This is a genomic window from Kitasatospora sp. NPDC096147, assembly GCF_044763225.1.
Lineage (GTDB): Bacteria > Actinomycetota > Actinomycetes > Streptomycetales > Streptomycetaceae > Kitasatospora.
Genome location: NZ_JBIWFX010000012.1, coordinates 28,699 through 46,108 on the forward strand (window position 1 = coordinate 28,699; position 17,410 = coordinate 46,108).

15 protein-coding genes are annotated in these 17,410 nt (G+C 73.3%); 7 read left to right on the forward strand and 8 right to left on the reverse strand.

What is annotated here, in order from left to right; genetic code table 11:
- The first annotated feature begins 134 nt into the window (after window positions 1-134).
- Window positions 135-1,700 (forward strand): LCP family protein, encoded by a 1,566-nt coding sequence (locus tag ACIRBX_RS29365; protein WP_402301334.1) that lies wholly within the window; start codon window positions 135-137, stop codon window positions 1,698-1,700.
- An 18-nt stretch (window positions 1,701-1,718) separates the two neighbouring features.
- Here the strand turns inward: ACIRBX_RS29365 and ACIRBX_RS29370 are convergent, their stop codons facing one another.
- Entirely contained in the window at window positions 1,719-2,324 is a 606-nt protein-coding gene (locus tag ACIRBX_RS29370; RefSeq protein WP_402301337.1) for an acyltransferase, read from the reverse strand.
- Between the two features lie 218 nt (window positions 2,325-2,542).
- Here ACIRBX_RS29370 and ACIRBX_RS29375 point away from each other — a divergent pair, with 218 nt between their 5' ends.
- Complete coding sequence (locus tag ACIRBX_RS29375; RefSeq protein WP_402301340.1) at window positions 2,543-4,060, forward strand: LCP family protein; 1,518 nt, start codon at window positions 2,543-2,545, stop codon at window positions 4,058-4,060.
- A gap of 80 nt (window positions 4,061-4,140) precedes the next feature.
- Here the strand turns inward: ACIRBX_RS29375 and ACIRBX_RS29380 are convergent, their stop codons facing one another.
- On the reverse strand, window positions 4,141-5,937 hold the full coding sequence (locus tag ACIRBX_RS29380) for a hypothetical protein (RefSeq protein ID WP_402301343.1): 1,797 nt from the start codon (window positions 5,935-5,937) through the stop codon (window positions 4,141-4,143).
- Between the two features lie 246 nt (window positions 5,938-6,183).
- Between ACIRBX_RS29380 and ACIRBX_RS29385 the strand changes: the two genes are divergently transcribed.
- The gene (locus tag ACIRBX_RS29385) at window positions 6,184-6,315 is read left to right on the forward strand and encodes a hypothetical protein (RefSeq protein ID WP_402301346.1); all 132 of its coding nucleotides are present in this window, start codon (window positions 6,184-6,186) and stop codon (window positions 6,313-6,315) included.
- Between the two features lie 7 nt (window positions 6,316-6,322).
- On the opposite strand, the gene ACIRBX_RS29390 is transcribed toward ACIRBX_RS29385, so the two are convergent.
- Together ACIRBX_RS29390 and ACIRBX_RS29395 are read right to left on the reverse strand one after the other, a co-directional pair.
- Window positions 6,323-6,868 carry a Uma2 family endonuclease gene (locus ACIRBX_RS29390; protein ID WP_402301348.1) on the reverse strand — a complete coding sequence of 182 codons (546 nt, stop codon included), beginning with the start codon at window positions 6,866-6,868 and terminating at the stop codon, window positions 6,323-6,325.
- Window positions 6,869-6,878: 10 nt separating this feature from the next.
- On the reverse strand, window positions 6,879-7,916 hold the full coding sequence (locus ACIRBX_RS29395; protein WP_402301351.1) for a hypothetical protein: 1,038 nt from the start codon (window positions 7,914-7,916) through the stop codon (window positions 6,879-6,881).
- 137 nt (window positions 7,917-8,053) lie between these two features.
- Here ACIRBX_RS29395 and ACIRBX_RS29400 point away from each other — a divergent pair, with 137 nt between their 5' ends.
- Complete coding sequence (locus tag ACIRBX_RS29400) at window positions 8,054-8,617, forward strand: EF-hand domain-containing protein (protein WP_402301354.1); 564 nt, start codon at window positions 8,054-8,056, stop codon at window positions 8,615-8,617.
- A 77-nt stretch (window positions 8,618-8,694) separates the two neighbouring features.
- On the opposite strand, the gene ACIRBX_RS29405 is transcribed toward ACIRBX_RS29400, so the two are convergent.
- The 3 genes from ACIRBX_RS29405 to ssuE all read right to left on the reverse strand — a co-directional run bounded on the left by ACIRBX_RS29405 (window position 8,695) and on the right by ssuE (window position 12,830).
- Complete coding sequence (locus tag ACIRBX_RS29405) at window positions 8,695-11,259, reverse strand: ABC transporter permease (RefSeq protein ID WP_402301357.1); 2,565 nt, start codon at window positions 11,257-11,259, stop codon at window positions 8,695-8,697.
- A 17-nt stretch (window positions 11,260-11,276) separates the two neighbouring features.
- Window positions 11,277-12,008 carry an ABC transporter ATP-binding protein gene (locus ACIRBX_RS29410; RefSeq protein WP_402301713.1) on the reverse strand — a complete coding sequence of 244 codons (732 nt, stop codon included), beginning with the start codon at window positions 12,006-12,008 and terminating at the stop codon, window positions 11,277-11,279.
- A gap of 264 nt (window positions 12,009-12,272) precedes the next feature.
- A complete protein-coding gene (gene ssuE / locus ACIRBX_RS29415) occupies window positions 12,273-12,830 on the reverse strand; it encodes an NADPH-dependent FMN reductase (RefSeq protein ID WP_402301360.1) in 558 nt (185 codons plus the stop codon).
- Between the two features lie 367 nt (window positions 12,831-13,197).
- On the opposite strand from ssuE, the gene ACIRBX_RS29420 reads away from it, so the two are divergent.
- The 3 genes from ACIRBX_RS29420 to ACIRBX_RS29430 are packed head-to-tail and all read left to right on the forward strand — an operon-like array spanning window position 13,198 to window position 16,205.
- Window positions 13,198-14,658 carry an LCP family protein gene (locus tag ACIRBX_RS29420; protein ID WP_402301363.1) on the forward strand — a complete coding sequence of 487 codons (1,461 nt, stop codon included), beginning with the start codon at window positions 13,198-13,200 and terminating at the stop codon, window positions 14,656-14,658.
- 55 nt (window positions 14,659-14,713) lie between these two features.
- Window positions 14,714-15,682, forward strand: a complete 969-nt coding sequence (locus tag ACIRBX_RS29425) for an LCP family protein (RefSeq protein ID WP_402301365.1) — start codon at window positions 14,714-14,716, stop codon at window positions 15,680-15,682.
- Between the two features lie 46 nt (window positions 15,683-15,728).
- Window positions 15,729-16,205 carry a hypothetical protein gene (locus tag ACIRBX_RS29430; RefSeq protein ID WP_402301368.1) on the forward strand — a complete coding sequence of 159 codons (477 nt, stop codon included), beginning with the start codon at window positions 15,729-15,731 and terminating at the stop codon, window positions 16,203-16,205.
- A gap of 2 nt (window positions 16,206-16,207) precedes the next feature.
- Here the strand turns inward: ACIRBX_RS29430 and ACIRBX_RS29435 are convergent, their stop codons facing one another.
- Window positions 16,208-17,371 carry an acyl-CoA dehydrogenase family protein gene (locus ACIRBX_RS29435; RefSeq protein WP_402301371.1) on the reverse strand — a complete coding sequence of 388 codons (1,164 nt, stop codon included), beginning with the start codon at window positions 17,369-17,371 and terminating at the stop codon, window positions 16,208-16,210.
- Window positions 17,372-17,410: the final 39 nt, after the last annotated feature.

Sequence of the window (17,410 nt, forward strand, 5' to 3'; positions counted from 1 at the left end):
GGCCGGGGGCCAGGGGCCGCGTGGTGCGGGAGTTCTGACTGTGTAACAGATCCGCGGTGAACTCGGCGGATTCGGGTAGGTTCCGAACAGGTGACCTACGGGGGGTCGCGCACGAGGACTCGCGGGGGCGACCGGTGACGAACGTCGATACCAAGCCACCGGGGGGCCGCACCGCCACCGGGTCGGCGACGGCCCGGGCCGGTGGCCGACCGGGCCGCGTGCTGCGACGGCTGTCGCTCGGCCTGGCCTTCCTGCTGCTGGCCGCCTGCGGCGGCGGGTACTGGTACTACCAGCACCTGAACGCCAACTTCCAGGCCGGCCAGCGGAACCTGAGCGAGGCCGACGGCGCCCGGACCGCGCCCAACGCGGCCGGCCAGACCCCGCTGAACATCCTGCTGATCGGCACCGACAACCGCGGCTCGGCGAAGAACGTCGCCCTCGGCGGCTCGGCCGACGACGCCGGCCGGCCCGGTCTGGCCGACGTCCAGATGCTGCTGCACGTCTCGGCCGACCGCTCCAACGCCTCACTGGTCTCGATACCGCGCGACACCCTGGTGGACATCCCGGCCTGCAAGAGCGAGGACGGCCGGCAGTCCTACCCGGCGGTTTCCAAGCGGATGATCAACGAGGCCCTGGCCCGGGGCGGCCCCGGCTGCCTGGTCGGCACCTGGGCGAAGCTGACCAACCTCTACGTCGACCACTACATGATGATCGACTTCGCCGGGGTGGTGGACATGGCCGACGCGGTCGGCGGCGTGCCGGTCTGCGTGAACATGAACCTCTACGACCGCTACCAGCCGAAGATCGGCGGCACCGGCCTCAAGCTCCCCAAGGGCACCAGCGTGGTCAAGGGCGAGCAGGCCCTCCAGTGGCTGCGGACCCGGGACGCCTGGGGCGACGACATCGGCCGCACCAAGGCCCAGCACCTCTACCTCTCCTCGATGGTGCGGGAGTTGAAGGCCTCCGGGACGCTCGGCGACCCGGCCGGGCTGATGCGGCTGGCCGAGACCGCCTCCCGCTCGATCAGCCTGGACAAGGACCTGGCCGACCTCAAGCGGCTCTACGACCTGGGCAGCGACCTGCGCAAGGTGCCCACCGAGCGGATCACCACCCTGACCGCACCGACCGTGACCGCCCCCAGCGACGAGAACCGGCTCGAACTCAAGCAGCCCGACAGCGGGCAGATCTGGCAACTGCTGCACGCCGACCGGCCGTTGGACGGCAAGGGTCCGGCCACCGGTGGCAGTGCACCGACCGCACCCGCCCCGCCGTCGGCGGCCCCCGACCCCTCGGTCTCCGCCGTCTCCCCCGCCACCGTGGCGATCGCCGTGCAGAACGCCTCCGGGGTGGAGCGCCGGGCCACCGAGGTGCGGGCCGCGCTGGCCGCCAAGGGCTTCACCGAGGCGGCCACCACCGCCAACGGGACGCCCCGGGAGACCACCCGGCTGAGCTACCCCCCGGCCGAGGCGGCCGGGGCCAGGGCGGTGGCGGCCGCCCTCGGCCTGCCGCAGAGCGCCCTGCACGAGGGCGGTGCCAAGGCCGAACTGGTGCTGGCGATCGGCGCCGACTGGCCGAGCGGCACCGGCTTCCCGGTGGCCACCCCGCCGACCGGGCTGCCCAGGTCCGCCGAGGCGGTCACCGCCGACGACGACCGGAACTGCATGACCGTCAACCCGCAGGGCGGCACCTACACCTACTGACACCCGCCGGGCGCCCGGTCAGCGCTGCGGGAGCTCCCGCAGGGTCTCGTTGATCTGCAGGAAGCGCTCGCCCGTCCGGGGGCACCTCCAGAAGTCCCGGCCGTCCTCGACCAGCGGCTCGCCGGCCCGGCCGACCCACTTGATCCGGCGGGCCGGGACACCGACCACCAGGGCGTAGTTCGGCACGTCCCGGTGCACCACCGCACCGGCCGCCACCATGGCCCAGCGGCCGACCGTCACACCGGGGGTGATCACCGCACGGGCGCCGATCGAGCAGCCCTGACGGAGCGTCACTCCCTGGGCGTGCCAGTCGTCCCCGCGCTTGAGCTTGCCGTCCGGATCGACCGAGCGCGGGTACACGTCGTTGGTGAGCACCGCCGCCGGGCCGACGAAGACGCCGTCCTCCAGCACGGCGGGCTCGTAGACCAGGGCGTGGTTCTGCAGCTTCACCCGGTCGCCGATCACCACCCCCGGGCCGACGTAGGCGCCGCGCCCGATGATGCAGTCGGCCCCGACCACCGCGTCCTCCCGGACCTGGGCCAGGTGCCAGACCGTACTGCCCTCACCGATCCGCGCCCGCTCGTCGACGTCCGCGCCCGCCATCACCCGCACCGGATTCCCCATGGCGCCGAAGATAGCGTCACGAGGCCCTCGCGCGGGGCCGGTTGCCGGTGGTCGGCCGGATCGGGCCGGGGGTCCCGGAGAGCTTCACCCCGCCGGTCCGCGCGCACCGGAAGGTGGCCGAACGGGTGCAGTGACGTTTCGTCAGAGGGCCCCGCGTCCGGCGTACCCGCCCGGCGCGTCCTGCTTCCGTGCTCCCGCCGCGCGCCTACCATCCGAGGGTGCCGCCCACTGCCGCCCGACCCGGGACCGACCGCAAGCGCACCCCGCCGGTGCGCCGCCGGTGGGGCCGCTGGCTCGCGGCCTCGCTCTCGCTCGCGGTGCTGGCCACCGCCTGCGGCGGGAACGCCCTGCTGGCCGGGGTCGGCGACGCGATCGGCCGGGTGGACGCCTTCGGCGCCGCCGGGGAGCGTCCGCCCGACGACGCGGTGACCACCTTCCTGGTGGCCGGCACCGACGACCGGGAGGGCATCCCGGCCGACACCCTCAAGGGCCTGCTGCACGCCGGCGGCGAGTCCTGCCACTGCACCGACACCCTGATGATCGTCCAGCTCTCCGAGCGCGGCGGCCGGGCCAGCGTGGTCTCCGTCCCGCGCGACTCCTACGTGGTGATCCCGGCCCACCGCGACCTGGCCACCGGCCGGGAGGTGCCCGAGGGCCACGGCAAGGTCAACGCGGCCTACGGCATGGGCGGCCCCTCGCTCACCGTCCGCACCGTGGAGCGGAACACCGGCCTGCGGATCGACCACTACCTCCAGGTCGACTTCCTCTCCTTCGTCTCCACCGTGGACGCGCTCGGCGGGGTCGAGGTCTGCACCGCCAAGCCGTTGAAGGACCAGTACTCCGGGCTCGACCTGCCGGCCGGCACCACCCGGCTGGACGGCGCCGGGGCGCTCCGCTACGTCCGGGCCCGGCACGTGGACGGCTCCTCCGACCTGGGCCGGATGCAGCGTCAGCAGAAGTTCCTGGCCCAGCTGCTGCGGCAGGCGACCGGCAGCGGGACGCTGCTCAACCCGGCGAAGCTGAGCCGGGTCACCGAGACGGTGCTGCGCTCGGTCAAGGCCGACCAGGACCTCTCCACCGCCGATCTGGTGGAGCTGGCCACCCGGCTCAAGGACCTCTCCCCCGCCACCGCCGACTTCGCCACCGTGCCGCTGGCCGACGTCAACCACCAGGTGGAGGGCTGGGGTTCGACGGTGCTCTGGGACCCGGCCGGGGCCAAGGCGCTGTTCGACGCCGTCCGGGCCGGCCGTCCGCTCACCGGACGGGCGCCCGACGCCGGGCCGCCCGGCGCCGCACCGCCCGCCGAGCCCGGCCGGTCCGGGGCGGTGCCGCCCGCACAGATCCGGATCCAGGTGCTCAACGGCGCCGGCACGGCCGGCCTCGGCGCCCGGGTCGACGGCGACCTGCGCAAGGCCGGCTTCGCCACCACCGGGGCACCGTCCAACGCGGGCGGCGGCAGCGCCACCCGGACCGTGGTGCGGTACGACCCCCGGTGGGACGAGTCGGTGAAGACCGTGGCCGCGGCCCTCCCCTACGCGGAGCTGGTCCAGGCCCCGGGCCTGGGCGCCACCATGCAGGTGATCGCCGCCGCCGACTACACCGGCGTGCTGCCGCTGCCGTCCGCTCCGTCGGCGGCTCCGACCCCTTCCCCGGCCTCGGCCGCCGCCTCCGCGTCCGCACCCGCTCCGGCGACGACGGTGGCCGCCAGCACCGGGGCGGAGATCAGCTGCCCCTGACGGCGGGTCAGCGGTCGGACGGCGGTCCGGCCGTGGTGGTCGGCTCCCGTGCCGACGGGGCCGACGGGGCCGGCGGGTGCTCAGCCGAGCCAGTCGCGGGCGGTGGCGAAGACCAGCACGGTGGTGAGCAGGTAGGCGGTCAGGGCCACCCGGTTGACCACCAGTTCCGGGGCGGCCTCCGGCACTTCGGTGGCCGGCCGGGCCGCCGGGTCCGCTGCCGCCCGTCCGACGGCGTCGGCCAGCGCGGCGGCGTCGTAGTCGCCGAGCCCGAGCCACTCGGCCGCCCGGTGGCCGATGGTGAGCTCCTGCTCGCCGGTGGTCCGGACGGTCACCCGGCCCTTGGCCGCCGATGCCCCGGTGATGTCCGCCCAGGCCGTCCGGCGTCGGGTCAGCCCCGTGCAGGTGACCAGGCCCTGCCGGTCGAACCGGGCCTGCCAGCCGAGCGCCCCGACCGCCGAGGCCAGGGCGAACCCGCCGAACAGCAGCGGCTGACCGAGCCCCGCCCACCAGCCGTCGGCAGCCCGGAGCACCACCAGCGCGCCGAGCACCAGCGCCGCGACCGGGCCGACCGCCAGCCGCAGCCGGGCCGGCATGCCCTGGTCCGGCGTCGGCCGGGCGGTGGCCGGCGCGGGGCGGCGGAGCACCCTCGCCTGCGGGGTGCAGACCACCGCCAGCCAGTCCAGTTCGAGCACCCCGTCACGGTCGTCGTGGGCCGTCCAGCGGCGCACCAGGACCTGGGCCGACACACCGTCAGGTGCCTGGTAGAGCCAGGCGGTCCGTGGACCGTGGACGCGCTCCTGCTCCTCCTCCCAGTGCAACGGGAAGGTGCCCAGCGGCACCCAGCAGGTGCCGTCCCAACCGAGGTACTGCCGGGTCTCCAGCCGCCAGAGCGGACCGCCGCCCTCCGGGCCGACCACCTCCTCGTCCTGCTGCGGGTGGTGCACCACCCGCAGCACCGGGGCGCCCGGACCGCCGAGGTGGTGCACCAGCCGCACGCTGCGCGCGGCCCAGCCGAGCGCCACCAGCCCGAGACTGCCCAGCACCGTCGCCAGCAGCAGCCAGCCGGTGGGGTCGTACGCGTCCCCGGCCGGCCGGACCCAGCCGTCCCGGTCGGCCAGCAGCGGGAGGGTGTCGCCGGGCTTCGGGTACGCGTCCCAGTACACGTCCACCGCGCCGGTGCGCGGCCGGTGGTCCCCGGGCAGCCGGTACTCGACCACCGTGTCACCCAGCTCGTCGGAGGAGAGCACCCGGCCGGGGACGGCCTCGGCCCGCGCGGCCCGGTCGTCGCTGTCGGCCTGCCGCTCCAGCCCGACCGCCACCGAGACGGCCGCCAGCCCCAGCAGCAGCCCGCCGAGCACCAACCGCACCACCGGACGGGGCAGTTCCGGTGCCGGTGCCCCCGCCAGGGTCCACGGGTACGGCTGCCGGTCACCCATCAGATCGGCCAGCTGCTGCCGGGCCGCCCGCCGCCCCAGCCCGGCCCGTGCGAGCACCACCAGCAGCCCGGCCTGGGCGGCCAGCGCCACCCAGCGGCTCACCTCGTCCGGCAGCCCGTCGGGCACGTACCAGATCAGCGGCAGCAGCGCGGCCGGGAGCAGCACCAGCCCGCGCGGCCGGACCGCCAACGCGACCGCCTCGACCAGCAGCGCAACGGCGATCAGGTCCTCCGCCCAGCTCTGCCCGCACGGCTGGGCCGGGCCGCAGAGCAGCGGCGTCCGCGCGGCCTGACCCATCGCCACCACGCAGACCAGCAGCGGCACCACCGCCAGCCAGCGGCCGTCCCACCGCTGCGCGGTACGGGCGGTCAGCCAGCGTTCGGCGACCGGGTCGGTGAGCGGGGGCGGGGCGGCGGGGAGCGGCGGAGCGGGATGGAACATGGGCTCGATGCTCCCACCTGCCCCTCCGGGGCCCGCCCAGGGGTCCGCCGGCCGAGACGGTGCCCTGGACAGGGGGAGAACCGGGCGAGCACGGGGCCCGGCCCGGGAAGCGGTCCCCGCCGGAGAGCAGCGGCATCGGCTCGGCACGGCGAGCGGTTGCCCGAGCACCCTCCGCGTCCCTGTCACCCGACGGCACGGCCTCCGGCCTGACGTGACGTCAGGCCCTGGCGCGGGGGTGGTGGGGTGGTGCGTGCTGCCGAGCGGGCGCCGCCCTTCGTGCTGGTCCCGGTGGTGACCATCGCCCTCGCCGCCTGGCCGGACGACGAACTTCTCACCTCGGCCCTGCTCCTCGGCGCCCTGCGCACCGACCGCGCCTGACCGGCCGTCAGTACGGCAGCAGCCCGGCGGTGCTCAGCTCGAAGCCGAAGGGCTCGGGCAGGTACAGGGTCTCGCCGAAGTCGACGTCCTCCCGGCGGTGGTACCGCGTCCCGTCGGGTCGGCCGAACAGCGTGACGGTCTTCTCCCGGGCGTCGACCAGGAGGTAGAGCGGGATGCCCATCGCGGGGTAGTCCCGGACCTTGCCGACCCAGTCGTTCTCCGGGTTCGACGGCGAGACCAGCTCGACCGCGATGGCGGCCAGCTCGGCCGGCACCTGGTTGTCGGTGGTGGCCAGGGCCTCTTCGGGGAGGTAGGTCAGATCCGGGTTGCGGCTCTTGCCGACGTTCGGCGAGACCAGATCGGTGTTCTCGCTGGGCAGCAGGCCCTCCGGCAGGTGGGCGTCGAACTGGCGACGGACCGTCAGCAGGTTGCGCTGGTGGATGCCGGACGGGCTGACCATCATCACGATGGTGTCGCCGGAGAGCTCGACCTTGAATCCGTCGGGCAGGCTTCGACGGGCCTCTTCCAGGAGCGCGTAGTGCTCGGGATTCATGGTCGCCAGCCTAGTCGGACCAGGAGCCTCCGGGGCGGACCTCGGGGCGGGTGAGGGCGGCGACCCACGCGGTGCCGTCCGGGGTCGGCCAGGAGTGGACCAGCAGTTGGGCGCGGCGGCCGTCCGGCCCTTGGTAGAGGAGAGCGGGCCGGGGCGGGCCGGGAAGCTGATCGCCGCAGCCGCAGTCCTCGTCGTCGTCCTCGTCGTCCTCGTCGTCCGGACCGTCCGCCGCTTCGGGAGCTGCCCGGACCTGCCAGCGGCCGTCCTGCCAGTGGCGCCACTCCTGGAACGACAACTCCCAGAGCGGTTCGCCACCGACTGCTCCGACCTGGGGCACGTACTCCTCCTGGAGGTCGACGCGCAACGCCGGTGCCCCGGGCCGGTCGGCCAACGAGCGCCGGAGCCGGACGGCCTCGGCGGCCGAGGCGAGCGCGACCAGGCCCGTCCCGGCCAGGCCCGCGCTCACCACCAGCAGGGCGGGGAAGGTGAGTTGGAGCACCGCGGCAGCAGCGAGCAGCAGGGCGCCGGAGCACTGTCGGCCGACCGGCGGATCGGGGTCCTGCAGGAACGGCGAGGGCTGGCCGGCCAGCGTCCAGGGGTACGGGACCTCGGGGCCGAGCAGGGCGGCCAGCCGGCGGCGGGCCCGGTGGCGGCCGACGGCGGCGACGGTCAGCAGGGCGGCCAGCGCGGCTTCGGCGAGCAGCGGGATCCGGTGGAACGGACCGTCCGGGGCCGCACCGGGGGCGTACCCGAGCACCGCGAGCAGGGCGTACGGCAGCAGCGGCAGCCGTCCCGGACGGGCCGTCAGGGCCAGTGCCTGGAGCAGCAGGGCGGCGAGCACCGCGTCCGCCGAGGCGTACCAGTGCGGTGCGTCGGGCAGTTCGGGGCCGTGCGGCCCGACGGCGAGCAGCAGCATGAGCGCGAGCGGCACGAACGCCAGCCGGCGCAGCTCCCAGCGGTGGGCGGTGCGGGCCGAGCGCCAGCGGGCGGCCGCCTCGGCGGTGAGCGGGGGTGCCTGCGGCAGGGGCGGCGGTGCGGGGTGCTGCATGGCGGCGATGCTGTCACGGTGCCCGGCCGCAGTGCGATCAGCTTTTCATTCACGCGTACGTGGGGCCGTTGTTGCGGTCGGTGCGGGCGGCTCCCTAGGCTCGCCCGGGTCTGAGCCCACGGAACGAGGGAACCGCCATGACCATCGCCGCCAGCCGGGACCTGCTGGACCGGAAGATCGACCTCTGCTTCGCCCAGGCCGACCTGGACGGGGACGGGGTGATCGACGCGACGGACGTCCTCGGGCTCGCCTCGCGGATGATCGACGCCTCCGGGGTGGCCTTCGACTCGGCCGAGGCCACCGCGATGCTGACGGCGGCTCAGGGGTGGTGGAAGGCACTGGTGGCGGACCTGGACACCAACAGGGACCGCAAGATCCAGGAGCACGAGTACCGGGCCGGGATGCGGCTGCTGGCGCAGGCGCCGGGGGCGTTCGACGACGTGCTGGCACCGGCCGCCGACGCGGTCTTCCGGCTGATGGACCGGGACCGGGACGGGCGGATCTCGGCGGCGGAGTTCTGGGACTTCCAGCGGGCCTTCGGATCGAGCGAGCCGGCCGCCCGGTTCGCCTTCGAGAAGCTGGACACCGACCGGGACGGGGTGCTCTCCGAGGCCGAGGTGCTGGCGGCCTTCCGGGGCTTCTACACCTCCACGGACCCGGACCACGTCGGCAACTTCCTGTTCGGCGACGCGCTGAGCTGAGTACGGCCGGAAACGACCGAGGGGCCGCTCCCCGGTGGCGGCCCCTCGGTCGTTCTTCCCTGCGGTGTGACGGTCGGTCAGTCGGTGGCGATGGCCGCCAGGACGTTCATCCGCCCGGCCCGGAAGGCCGGGAAGAGCGCGGCCAGCAGGCCGATGACCGCCGAGGCGATCAGGATGCCGACGATGGTGAGCACCGGGACGTCCAGCAGGCTGAGCCCCTGGTCGGCGAGCACCTGCTGGGAGGTGATGCCCCAGCCGAGGCCGAGGCCGGTGCCGAGCAGGGCGCCGAAGACCGCGATCACCACGGACTCCAGGCGGATCATCCGGCGGAGCTGACGGCGCGACAGGCCGATGGCGCGGAGCAGGCCGATCTCCCGGGTGCGCTCGACCACCGAGAGGGCCAGGGTGTTCACCACGCCGAGCACCGCGACCACGATGGCCAGGCCGAGCAGGCCGTAGACCATGTAGAGCAGGGTGTTGATCTGGCTCTGCAGCAGGTCCTTGTAGCCGGCCTTGTCGATGATGGTGAGCTGCGGGTACTCCTTGAGCGAGTCCTGCAGCGCGGTCAGCGACTTGGCCGGGTCGGCGCCGTCGGCGGCCTTGGCGAAGGCCGCCACGTCGCCCGGGAGCTTGTCCGCCGGGATGGCCTTGGCGACCGTCTCGGTGTTGACGAACAGGCCGCGCAGCACGTCGTTGCCGCGCTTGGAGACCAGACCGACCGTCAGTTCCTGGCTGCCCCCGGCCGCGTACTCGGCGGTGATCTTCGAGCCGACCGCGAGGCCGTGCTCCTTGGCGAAGTCCTCGCCGACTACCACCGCGCCGATCGCGAAGCCGGCCTCCGGGGTGCCCTCCTTGGCCTCGAACTTGAAGTTCTTCAGGAAGGAGGGGGTGGCCGCGGCCAGGCTCTGCTTGACCTGCTTGCCACCGGGGACGGTGAGCTTGGCCTCGATGTCCTTCTGGAACGTCAGGTCCTTGAGCCCGGGCGTCTTCTGGACCAGCGCGACCATCTCCGGGGTCAGCCCGGAGCGCCCGCCGCCCACGATGTAGTCGGCGCCGACCGAGCTGTCGAGCTGGTCGTTGGCCGAGGTGACCATCGAGGTGGTGACCACCGAGGCACCGGTGACCAGGGCCAGACCGATCATCAGCGCGGCGGCGGTGGCTCCGGTGCGGCGCGGATTGCGGGTGGCGTTGCGCTGGGCCAGCTTGCCGGACGGGCCGAACAGCGCGGGCAGCACCGCACCGAGCAGCCGGACCACGAAGGTGGCCAGCAGCGGGCCGACCACGACCAGGCCGACCAGGGTCAGCACCACGCCGAGGCCCAGCAGCGAGCCGCCGGTGCTCGCGGTGGAGGCGCCGGCCGCGGCGGCCAGCAGGGCCGCGCCGCCGAGGGTGAGCACGATGCCGATGGCGGCCCGGATCCGGTTGGCCTTGGCCTCGGCCGGGGTGCCGTGGTCGCGCAGCGCGGCCATCGGGGAGATCTTGGAGGCGCGGCGGGCCGGGATCCAGGCGGCCAGCACGGTGATGACCACACCGACCAGGTAGGAGGCGATCGGCACGCTGGCACCGATCTCCAACTCGGAGGCGGAGAGGTTCATCCCGGCCAGCTTCATCAGCTGGATCAGGCCCATCGCGAGCCCGATGCCGGCCAGCAGCCCGAGGGTGGAGCCGAGCACGCCGAGGATCAGCGCCTCGATCAGCACCGAGCGGTTGACCTGGCTGCGGCTGCCGCCGATGGCCCGGAGCAGACCGATCTCCCGGGTGCGCTGGGCGACCAGCATGGAGAAGGTGTTGATGATCAGGAAGCCGCCGACCAGCAGCGAGATGCCGGCGAAGCCGAGCATCGTGTACTTCATGTACTTCAGGAAGCCCATGTCCTTCTGGCCCTCCGCCTTCTGCTCCTCGGCGGTCAGGGCCTGGTAGCCCTCGCCGAGCGCGCCGAGGGCGGCGGTCTTCAGCTGTGCGTCGGTCTTCGACCCGTCGCCGGTCACCTCGACGGAGGTGTAGGCGGTGGTGCCGAGCAGCACCTTCTGCGCGGTCGGGCCGTCCATGAAGGCCAGCGCCGCACCGGGGTTGGTGGTCTGGAAGGTGGCGATGGCGGAGATGGTGAAGTCGTGCTTGCCGCTGTCGGCGATCAGCCGGAGCTTGGAGCCGAGCCCCAGCTTGGCCTTCTCGGCGGTGTCCGCGTCCAGCACGATCTGGTCGGGGCCGACCGGGGCCCTGCCCGAGGTGATCTTGAGCATCACCTGGTCGTCGTGCCAGGAGCCGGTGATGGTCGGGGCGCCGCTGGTCGGGCCGACCAGCTTGTTGGTGGCCGGGTCGACCAGCACCGCGCTCTGCGAGTTCACCTCGCCCCGGGCGGACTTGACGCCCGGCAGGGCGGAGACCTTGGCCAGGGTCTCGACCGGGACGGTGCGGGCCTTCTCGCCGGCCGACATCTCCTCGCCGTCGCGGTCCGGCTGGACCGGGCGGACGGAGAGGCTGGAGGCGGTGGTGGCGAAGAGCTTGTCGAAGGTGGCGGTCGCGGTGTTGGAGAACACCAGGGTGCCGGAGACGAACGCGACCGAGAGGACGACGGCGATGAGCGAGAGCGCCATCCGCCCCTTGTGGGCGAAGAAGCTTCTCAGCGAGGTCTTGAGCAGCATCGGTTCCTGACCCCGTCTCAGCTGGTGCGCTTGCCGTCGAAACGGCGCATGCGCTCGAGGACGGAGTCGGCGGTCGGGGCGTACATCTCGTCCACGATCCGGCCGTCGGCCAGGAAGATCACCCGGTCCGCGTAGGAGGCGGCGACCGGGTCGTGGGTGACCATCACGATGGTCTGGCCCAGCTCGTCCACCGAGCGGCGCAGGAAGGTGAGCACCTCGGCGCCGGAGCGGGAGTCGAGGTTACCGGTCGGCTCGTCACCGAAGATGATCTCGGGGCGGGCGGCCAGCGCCCGGGCCACCGCGACGCGCTGCTGCTGGCCGCCGGAGAGCTGGGTCGGCCGGTGCTTCAGCCGGTCGGCCAGGCCGACGGTGGAGACCACCTGGTCCAGCCACGCCTGGTCGGGCTTGCGGCCGGCGATGTCCATCGGCAGCGTGATGTTCTCCAGCGCGTTGAGCGTGGGGAGCAGGTTGAAGGCCTGGAAGATGAAGCCGATCTTGTCCCGGCGCAGCTTGGTGAGCTGCTTGTCCTTCAGGCCGGTGATCTCGGTGTCGCCGATCCAGATCCGGCCCTCGGAGACGGTGTCCAGCCCGGCCAGGCAGTGCATCAGGGTCGACTTGCCGGAGCCCGAGGGGCCCATGATGGCGGTGAACCGGCCCCGGTGGACGTCCACGTCGACGGCGTCCAGCGCGGTGACCCGGGTCTCCCCGTCGCCGTACGCCTTGGTCACCTGCCGCGCTGCCGCGGCGATGGCGGCGTTGCCGCCGGAGAGCTGCGGGTCCTGCACGGCGTTCGCTGCCGTCGTCACTGGATACTCCTCGGTCGTGTCCACCCGTGGCCCCGCTTGTGTGGGGGCCTTGGATGGCCGCACCGGCGAGGTAAGAACCACGTTAGGAGCGGCGCCCGAACGGATCGTCATCCGCCGGGAGGAAGCAGCCCAACTCTCGATGTACGGGCTACCCCCCGGTTCCCCTAGGGGTTTTCGGGCACCGTCTCAGGGACGCGAGGTCAGGGTTCAGCGGGTCAGAACGGGCACCCGCCGGTGCTCCAGGGCCTCCGCGAAGCCGTCCACCACAGGGGTGAGCTGGGCGGCCGCCTCCGGTTCGAGCACGGTCGATCCGTCCACGTCCGAGCCCACCTGACGGTCCAGCAGGAACCAGCCCTGGGTGATGTGGGCGGCCCCCATGGAGGAGAGCACCGGCCGCAGGGCGTAGTCGACCGCGAGCACGTGGGCGGTGGAGCCGCCGGTGGCCAGCGGGAGCACGGTCTTGCCGGCCAGCGCGTACTGCGGCAGCACGTCGAGCAGGGCCTTGAGCAGGCCCGAGTAGGCCGCCTTGTAGACGGGGGTGCCTATCACCACGCCGTCGGCCTCGGCGAACAGCCGGGCGGTCTCGATCAGCCGGGGGTCGGAGAAGTCGGCCGAGAGCAGCGCGGCGGCCGGCAGGGTGCGGGCGTCCAGCGCCACCACCTCGTGACCGTGCGCGGTGAGCCGGGCGTCCACCACGTGGCGGAGCAGCCGGGTGGTGCGGGAGGTCGGGGAGGGGGAGCCGGAGACGGACAGGACGGTGGCCATGGAAGCACCTCGGAGGCGTGGAAGCGGCAGGACCGGACCGCGCACGACGGCGCGGCGGAGAGGACGGGGATGGTGACGAGCCGTCAGCCGCGACAGAGGGAGCGGGCCACGCGCAGCAGGTCGACGTGCCGCCTCCGCGTGAGAATCCTTCGCTGCTCCATGGTGGCCATGGGAACACGGCCCTTCGAGGGGGGTCAAGGTTCGCCCGACTGGTGAACCCGGCTCCGTCCGCTCCGTGGGCGTACCACGGCAGCGCCCGGTGACCATGCCGCCGAGCCGTCCGTGACGTGCATCAAAACGGCTACAAGGGGCCCCGGAGGTGCCCCCGCCGTACTGAGCGGGCTCGGTTTCGGGCATCCTCTCCCCCATGAACACGTGGCAGGAGGGCCGCCCGGGGGGCGGCGGCAACGGGTACGGCGGCTCGCCGGGCGGCTTCGGCTCCGAGGGCGAGCCGAACCCGTACCGCGCGCAGGCGGCGGGCGGCCAGGGGGCCTTCGGCCAGGGCGGCGGCCAGGGCGGGGAGCGCCCGTACCGTGACGAGCCGACGCTGCCCGCCGGGCTGAACCCGCGCGGGCCGAACGCGCCGAAGCCGCTGAAGCCGGGCCAGAGCGCGCCCGCGCCGCAGCCGGTGCCGCGGCAGCCGGACCGGGGCCAGCTGCCCGCCTCGCTCAATCCGCGCGGCCCCGGCGCCCCGGTGCCCGCCTACACCCCGCCCGCCCCGGCCACCCCGCCGGCCCCGCACGGCAACCCGGCCGGCGGTGCCCCCGGTGCGCCGATACCGCCGGGCACCCCGGGCGGACCGGGCGCACCCCGCCCGCCCCGGCCGTCCAACCCGGCCTGGCCGCGCAAGCGCAAGATCAAGGTCGGCGTCTACGCCGCCCTGGCCGCGATCCTGGTGACCGCCACCGGCACCTACTTCTGGGCCGACTCCAAGCTCAACCACGAGAACGTGCTGGCCGACTACAAGGGCCGCCCGCCGGCCGGCAAGGGCACCAACTGGCTGATCGTCGGCTCGGACAGCAGACAGGGCCTGTCGGACGCCCAGGAGGACGCGCTGCACACCGGTTCGGCGGTGGGCAAGCGCAGCGACTCGATGATGCTGCTGCACATCGGGGACAACGGGAACACCCTGACCAGCATCCCGCGCGACTCCTGGGTGACCATCCCCGAGCACCCCAACTCCAACGGCAACGGCAAGATCGTCCCGGCCACCACCTCGAAGATCAACGCGGCCTTCAACGGCGGCGGCGGCCGGCTGCTGGTGCAGACCGTCGAGTTCAACACCGGCCTGCGGATCGACCACTACGCCGAGATCGGCTTCGCCGGCTTCGTCGGCCTGGTGGACGCGGTCGGCGGTGTCGAGATGAAGATCGACAACGACATCAAGGACCGGGACTCGGGCCTCGACCTCAAGGCCGGCACCCAGACCCTGACCGGCAGTCAGGCGCTGGCCTTCGTCCGCCAGCGCCACCAGATGGCCGACCAGGACCTCGGCCGGATGCGCAACCAGCAGAAGTTCCTGGCCGCGCTGGCCCACCAGGCCGCCTCGCCCGGCACGGTACTCAACCCGTTCACCTTCTACCCGATGGTCAGTGCCGGCCTGGGCACCCTGATCGTGGACGAGGACAGCGGCCTCGGCGACGTCGGCTCGCTCTTCCTGGCCATGCGCGCGGTGACCGGCGGCGACGGGAAGTCGATGACCGTGCCGATCTCCAACCCGGACTTCCGCACCAACACCGGTGAGTCCGCGGTGAAGTGGGACGCCGCCAAGTCGAAGCAGCTGTTCGAGGCGTTCAAGAACGACGCCAAGGTGCCCGACTTCAAGTAGCCCGCACTGGGGTGTCGCGCCGGGGCCCGCAGGCCCGGCGCGACACACTCGGGGGATGAGCGGCGACGGCGGCGGACGGAACTGGTGGCGCGTCATCCGGTGGACGGCGGGCCTGCTGCTGCTCGCCCTGGTCGGCGTCTCGCTCGGCACCTACCTCTGGGCCGACGGCCGGCTGCGGCAGGTGGACGCGATCGCCGACTGGGACGGCCGCCCCGGCAACGGCCCCGGCACCAACTGGCTGCTGGTCGGCTCGGACAGCCGGGCCGGTCTGACGACCGCTCAGCAGCGCGAGCTGCACGTCGGCGGGGAGTCCGGCACCAACACCGACACCATCATGGTGCTGCACCAGGGCGGGAACGGGCCGGTGCTGCTGAGCCTGCCCAGGGACAGCTGGGTCACCGTCCCCGGGCACGGCAAGAACAAGATCAACGCGGCCTTCGCGATCGGCGGCCCCACCCTGCTGGTGCGCACCGTGGAGGCGAACACCGGCATCCGGATCGACCACTACCTGGAGGTCGGCTTCACCGGGATCGTGGACGTGGTGGACGCCCTCGGCGGGGTGCGGATGTGCCTGGAGCGGCCGGTGCAGGACGCCAAGTCCGGTGCCGACCTCCCGGCGGGCTGCCAGGACCTGAGCGGGACACAGGCGCTGGCCCTGGTCCGCACCCGCTACTCGCTGCCCGGCTCCGACCTGGACCGGATCGGGAACCAGCAGGCGTTCCTCGGGGCGCTCTCCGCCGAGGTGCTGAGCCCGTCCACCCTGGCGAACCCCTTCACGCTGTACCCGTTCCTGTCCGCCGCGCTGGACTCGCTGACCGTGGACCGGGGCTCCTCGCTCTGGACGCTGGCCCGCTTCGCCCGCCAACTGGACGGCGTCTCCGGCTCCGGCGGCCGCACGCTGACGGTGCCGATCGCCGACCAGAACCTCCAGACCCCGGCCGGATCCTCGATCCTCTGGGCGCCGCAGGCGTCCAAGCGCCTGTTCGAGGCGATCCAGAACGACCGGCCCGTTCCGAACCCCTGACCGCGCGTCACCTCACGTTCCGTCACCACGGCGTGACAATGGGCCCATGTCACTGGTGACCACCCTCATCGCCCACCGCCGCCACCGCGTGTTCGGCCGCCTGGTCCAGGAGCTGCTCGCGCTGTACGGCGTCGAGGTGCCCGCCCCCGTCGAGATCGGCCCCGGCCTCAAGGTCTACCACCGGGGCTTCGGCACCGTGCTGCACCCGTACACCACCCTCGGCGCCGACGTGACGCTCTACAACGGCGTCACCATCGGCCGGGCCGACCCCTGGGTGCCGCAGGAGCAGAGCGCGATGGAGCGGGTGGTGCTGGAGGACGGCGTGATGGTCTGCGCGGGGGCGAAGATCGTCTGCAAGCGCGGCGTGCTCACCGTCGGCGCCGGCACCATCGTCGGGGCCAACGCGGTGCTCACCACCTCCACCGGGCCGAACGAGATCTGGGCCGGCGCCCCGGCCCGCCGGATCGGGACGCGCAAGGGCCCCGCCGGTGCGACCGACGGGGCCCTGCTGCACAGCGCCTGACGCTACGGCAGGTTGCGCGACATCACGATCCGCTGGATCTGGTTGGTGCCCTCGTAGATCTGGGTGATCTTGGCGTCGCGCATCATGCGCTCCAGCGGGTAGTCCCGGGTGTAGCCGTAGCCGCCGAGCAGCTGGACGGCGTCCACGGTGATCTCCATCGCGGCGTCCGAGGCGAAGCACTTGGCGGCGGCGCCGAAGAAGGTCAGGTCGGCGTCGACCCGCTGGGACTTGGCGGCGGCGGCGTAGGTGAGCTGGCGCGCGGCCTCCAGCTTCATCGCCATGTCGGCCAGCATGAACTGGACGCCCTGGAAGTCGCCGATCGGCTTGCCGAACTGCTTGCGCTCCTGGACGTAGCCCTTGGCGTAGTCCAGCGCGCCCTGGGCGATGCCCACCGCCTGGGCGGCGATGGTGACCCGGGTGTGGTCCAGGGTCTTCATCGCGGTGGCGAAGCCGGTGCCCTCGGCGCCGATCATGCGGTCGGCCGGGATGCGCACGTTGTCGAAGTAGACCTCGCGGGTCGGCGAGCCCTTGATGCCGAGCTTCTTCTCCGGGGCGCCGAAGGAGACGCCCTCGTCGCCCTTCTCCACCACGAAGGCGGAGATGCCCTTGGAGCGCTTCTCCGGGTCGGTCACCGCGAGCACCGTGTAGTACTCGGAGACGCCCGCGTTGGTGATCCAGCGCTTCACGCCGTTCAGCACCCAGAAGTCGCCGTCGCGCACCGCGCGGGTCTTCATGCCCGCCGCGTCCGAACCGGCGTCCGGCTCGGAGAGGCAGTAGGAGAACATGCCCTCGCCCCGGGCCAGCGCGCCCAGGTACTTGGCCTTCAGCTCCTCGGAGCCGGAGAGCTGCACCGGCAGCGAGCCGAGCTTGTTGACCGCCGGGATCAGCGAGGAGGAGGCGCAGACCCGCGCGATCTCCTCGATCACGATGACGGTGGCCAGCGCGTCGGCGCCCGCGCCGCCGTACTCCTCGGGGACGTGCACCGCGTGCAGGTCGTTGGTCTGGAGCGCGTCCAGCGCCTCCTGCGGGAAGCGGCCCTGCTCGTCCACCTCGGCCGCGTACGGGGCGATCTTCGCCTCCGCGAGCGACCGCACCGCCTCCCGGAGCATCTCGTGCTCCTCGCTGAGCCGGAAGAGGTCGAAATCCGCCCCGGAGTTGCCCGCCATGTGCCTCGCCCCTTGAACTCGGACCACGTTAATTACCGT

Bases quoted from the DNA above. Each gene is read 5' to 3' on its own strand.
- ACIRBX_RS29370 (WP_402301337.1), bottom strand. From the start codon at position 2,324: ATGGGGAATCCGGTGCGGGTGATGGCGGGCGCGGACGTCGACGAGCGG.
- ACIRBX_RS29380 (WP_402301343.1), bottom strand. From the start codon at position 5,937: ATGTTCCATCCCGCTCCGCCGCTCCCCGCCGCCCCGCCCCCGCTCACC.
- ACIRBX_RS29390 (WP_402301348.1), bottom strand. From the start codon at position 6,868: ATGAATCCCGAGCACTACGCGCTCCTGGAAGAGGCCCGTCGAAGCCTG.
- ACIRBX_RS29395 (WP_402301351.1), bottom strand. From the start codon at position 7,916: ATGCAGCACCCCGCACCGCCGCCCCTGCCGCAGGCACCCCCGCTCACC.
- ACIRBX_RS29400 (WP_402301354.1), top strand. From the start codon at position 8,054: ATGACCATCGCCGCCAGCCGGGACCTGCTGGACCGGAAGATCGACCTC.
- ACIRBX_RS29405 (WP_402301357.1), bottom strand. From the start codon at position 11,259: ATGCTGCTCAAGACCTCGCTGAGAAGCTTCTTCGCCCACAAGGGGCGG.
- ssuE (WP_402301360.1), bottom strand. From the start codon at position 12,830: ATGGCCACCGTCCTGTCCGTCTCCGGCTCCCCCTCCCCGACCTCCCGC.
- ACIRBX_RS29420 (WP_402301363.1), top strand. From the start codon at position 13,198: ATGAACACGTGGCAGGAGGGCCGCCCGGGGGGCGGCGGCAACGGGTAC.
- ACIRBX_RS29425 (WP_402301365.1), top strand. From the start codon at position 14,714: ATGAGCGGCGACGGCGGCGGACGGAACTGGTGGCGCGTCATCCGGTGG.
- ACIRBX_RS29430 (WP_402301368.1), top strand. From the start codon at position 15,729: ATGTCACTGGTGACCACCCTCATCGCCCACCGCCGCCACCGCGTGTTC.
- ACIRBX_RS29435 (WP_402301371.1), bottom strand. From the start codon at position 17,371: ATGGCGGGCAACTCCGGGGCGGATTTCGACCTCTTCCGGCTCAGCGAG.